Origin of the sequence: Cellulophaga geojensis KL-A (genome assembly GCF_000568425.1) — a bacterium.
In the GTDB taxonomy this organism is placed as follows: Bacteria; Bacteroidota; Bacteroidia; order Flavobacteriales; family Flavobacteriaceae; genus Cellulophaga; species Cellulophaga lytica.
On record NZ_ARZX01000054.1, the window covers coordinates 1 to 2628 of the forward strand.

Annotated in this window: 4 protein-coding genes; all 4 read left to right on the forward strand. The window is 28.5% G+C overall.

The window, feature by feature from the left end:
- The first annotated feature begins 116 nt into the window (after nucleotides 1-116).
- The gene (locus KLA_RS17030) at nucleotides 117-632 is read left to right on the forward strand and encodes a hypothetical protein (RefSeq protein ID WP_034647325.1); all 516 of its coding nucleotides are present in this window, start codon (nucleotides 117-119) and stop codon (nucleotides 630-632) included.
- Between the two features lie 153 nt (nucleotides 633-785).
- Nucleotides 786-1079, forward strand: coding sequence for a barstar family protein (locus KLA_RS17035; RefSeq protein ID WP_034647327.1), 294 nt, complete (start codon nucleotides 786-788; stop codon nucleotides 1077-1079).
- A complete protein-coding gene (locus KLA_RS17040) occupies nucleotides 1080-1391 on the forward strand; it encodes a hypothetical protein (RefSeq protein ID WP_034647329.1) in 312 nt (103 codons plus the stop codon).
- 156 nt (nucleotides 1392-1547) lie between these two features.
- Nucleotides 1548-2456, forward strand: coding sequence for a DUF1963 domain-containing protein (locus KLA_RS17045; protein ID WP_034647331.1), 909 nt, complete (start codon nucleotides 1548-1550; stop codon nucleotides 2454-2456).
- The last annotated feature ends 172 nt before the right edge of the window (nucleotides 2457-2628 follow it).

A 2628-nucleotide genomic window follows, 5' to 3' on the forward strand; every position in this document is an offset into this window, starting at 1 on the left:
CGTAACTTCGGTTATACCTACCGTTAGCAAATATTGTGGAATCCACTCAAACTCGCTAAATAGAGAAATAAATTTTATAAAAACTGAAAATTCTCTTACAAACGAAAAATTAATAAATGAAAAAAAGTATTATTCTTTTATTTTTAATAACGCTGAATAGTTGTAAACCTTCACCAACTTATAACGCTTTTGACAAAGAATTTGATATTTCATTAAGAGAAGTTGTGAAAAATGGTTGTGACACTATAACAGTTGGATGTGGATTTTTCAATTTGCGTGAAAAAAACGGAAAATTAAGGAACTATTATCAAATTTATGTTGAGGATTGGGATAATGTTGTTGCAAAAGGTTTTGATTACATTTTGGACACGGTATATCTTAAAGAGGAAAAAGAATTTGGAAAAATTAGTAATTTGAAAATATCAGAAACACAAATTATTGAATTAAATACTGAATTAAAAAAATATGGTTTTAAATTCTATAATCAGAAAGAAGATGAATTCGGAAATAATTCTGTTGAGATAATAAATGAATTATCGGAAAAAACATTTGAATTGGAACCTTTAACTGAATGGATAAACCAAAAAGATTTAGTTGTTTACAGACAATTAAGTTATTTCAAAGGAAAATAACATTTGCTAACACCGTGTATATTTTATTGCTTTCTTTTAGCAAACTTACGAAAATCCTCGCGGATTTTCTATTCAGTTTTTATTTGCTAAATTTACGCTAAACCAACGCAACAAAGCATACACAAACACGTTGGCAGTAATTTAAGAACCGAAATGCAAACATTCAGAATCAAAGGAAAAAGATTAAAAAATTGGAAGACATTTCACTCTGAATTTAAGAAAGAAATGAACTTTCCAGATTATTATGGAGAAAATATGGATGCTTGGATTGACTGCGTGGACGAACTGACTGACGAACCAACTATTTTGCAAATAGACAACGGAAAATACCTTAAAGAAAACGAACCCGAATTATTTAACGCAATTTTGGAATGTGGAGCATTTGTTAATTACAGAAAAATAAAGGTCGGAGAAAAGCCGAATTTGATAATCGCAACTGACAATTAAATGAAAGAAAGCAAAACTTTAAAATGGATTTTTATTTCGGTTGGTGGAATTTTAATGTGGCTGATTAGTTTTACGCTAATTTATGATTTATTAATTCCAGATATCTGTTATTACCACACTAACGAAATGAATTCCTTTATGAATCTTTTTTATAGTGCTGGACCTGCTGACAATGGACATCCAAGTCCGAATTTATTGAATTTAATAATTTCACTAATTATTGGCGGAATTTTAGGATATGGAATTTATAAATATTTGACAACTAAAAATAAACGGAAAATAAAAACTACTGCCAACACCGTGTATAATTAATTGCTGCTTTTAGCTCACTTGGAAAATCCTTCGGATTTTCACCGTTCGTGATTTATTTAGTAGATTAGTTGCTTAAACACGCAACTAATCATCACACAAACACGTTGTACACAATACGTTGGACGTGAAAACACAATAAAAAAACATCTAATTTTAATGACAATTTTATCTTCACTTTTTGGCTTCGGTCAAAATAAATTTGAGAAAATTAAAAAGCATATTATCGAATCTAATTATGATATTGAAAGTTCAGATAGATTAGAATTACTTAATTTAATAAAACCAACAATTGGAATAAAAACCAAATCTAAAGGCGACAATGAAATAGGAATTGGAGTTTCTAAAATTGGAGGAAATCCAGACTTACCAAAAGATTTTAAATGGCCAAAATTTGAAAATGAACATTTGACTTTTTGCGCACAATACAATTTAAGTGAATTGAGTAAATACGATTTACAAAATAAACTTCCGGAAAATGGAATGCTTTATGCTTTTGTATTTATTGACCAAGATTATCCTGGATTTATGAATAAAGAATCAAGTTACAAACTGATTTATCTCGAAAACACGGAAAATATTGAAAGAATTGAATTCCCTAAAGAATACTTTTTAGAAGGAAAATTTAAGTCTGCTCAAATTGAATATTTTGAGTATTATACATTACCAGATGACGAAAATTATAAAATAAAAAAATATGAATCGAAATATGATGACTTTAGCTATTTCTATGAAACTGTAACTGAATTTATTGATAATCTGACTAATCAAGAAACTGATAATTTTCATCAAATTCTTGGAGAAGATAGGTCTGTTCAGTCAAGTGTTATGTTTGATTTCGCAACTAAAAAACTAGCAATTAAAACTATTGAAGATTACGAATCAAAAAAAGCGGAAATTGAGGAAATTTCAAAAAAATATAGAATATTATTACAACTCGACTGTAATGACAGAAATTCAGATTTATGCAGATTTGGAGGAAATGCAGTAATGTATTTTGGAATTGAACCTGAAAGTTTAAAAAAGAATAATATTGAAAATGTAATAATAGCTTTTCAAGGAACATAGAAAATAAAAAGTACTGTGTACAACACCGTATAAAATTAATTGCTGGTTTTGGCTCACTTGGGAAATTCCTTCGGAATTTCGCCGTTCGTGATTAATCTAGTAAATTAGTTGCTTGAAACACGCAACTAATCTTATACAACAACGTTAGCTTACATTAAAAAAAACAAAATGA

Coding starts and splice junctions, on each gene's coding strand:
- KLA_RS17030 (WP_034647325.1), top strand. CDS start 117: ATGAAAAAAAGTATTATTCTTTTATTTTTAATAACGCTGAATAGTTGT.
- KLA_RS17035 (WP_034647327.1), top strand. CDS start 786: ATGCAAACATTCAGAATCAAAGGAAAAAGATTAAAAAATTGGAAGACA.
- KLA_RS17040 (WP_034647329.1), top strand. CDS start 1,080: ATGAAAGAAAGCAAAACTTTAAAATGGATTTTTATTTCGGTTGGTGGA.
- KLA_RS17045 (WP_034647331.1), top strand. CDS start 1,548: ATGACAATTTTATCTTCACTTTTTGGCTTCGGTCAAAATAAATTTGAG.